Annotated in this window: 1 pseudogene; it reads left to right on the forward strand. The window is 65.4% G+C overall.

Annotated features, from left to right (window positions below):
* Nucleotides 1-235: pseudogene (locus tag SB753_RS36615) on the forward strand (GntR family transcriptional regulator); the annotation flags it as partial.
* Nucleotides 236-280 lie beyond the last annotated feature (45 nt).

Raw genomic sequence — 280 nt, forward strand, 5'->3', positions numbered from 1 at the left:
CGATATGGCGCGGCTCGTGTCGCTCGGCTTCGGCGTGCAGAACACGAAGCCGGAGATCCGGCATGACCACACGGCGATGATCAGCGCGCTCGCGAGCGGAGACGGCAAGCGCGCCGAACAGATTGCGCACCGGCATGTGGCGACGTTCCGCGACATGACGATGGAAAAGGTAATGGCGAGCCTGCGCGACACGCATGCAGGCGCACCGATCGTCCCGCTGCGAGGCGCACGATGAACGCGGTGACTACTCAGGCCATGTTCGAGAAGGCAGCCACGGCAC

The organism is Paraburkholderia sp. SIMBA_053, assembly GCF_046534895.1.
Taxonomy (GTDB): Bacteria; Pseudomonadota; Gammaproteobacteria; order Burkholderiales; family Burkholderiaceae; genus Paraburkholderia; species Paraburkholderia caledonica.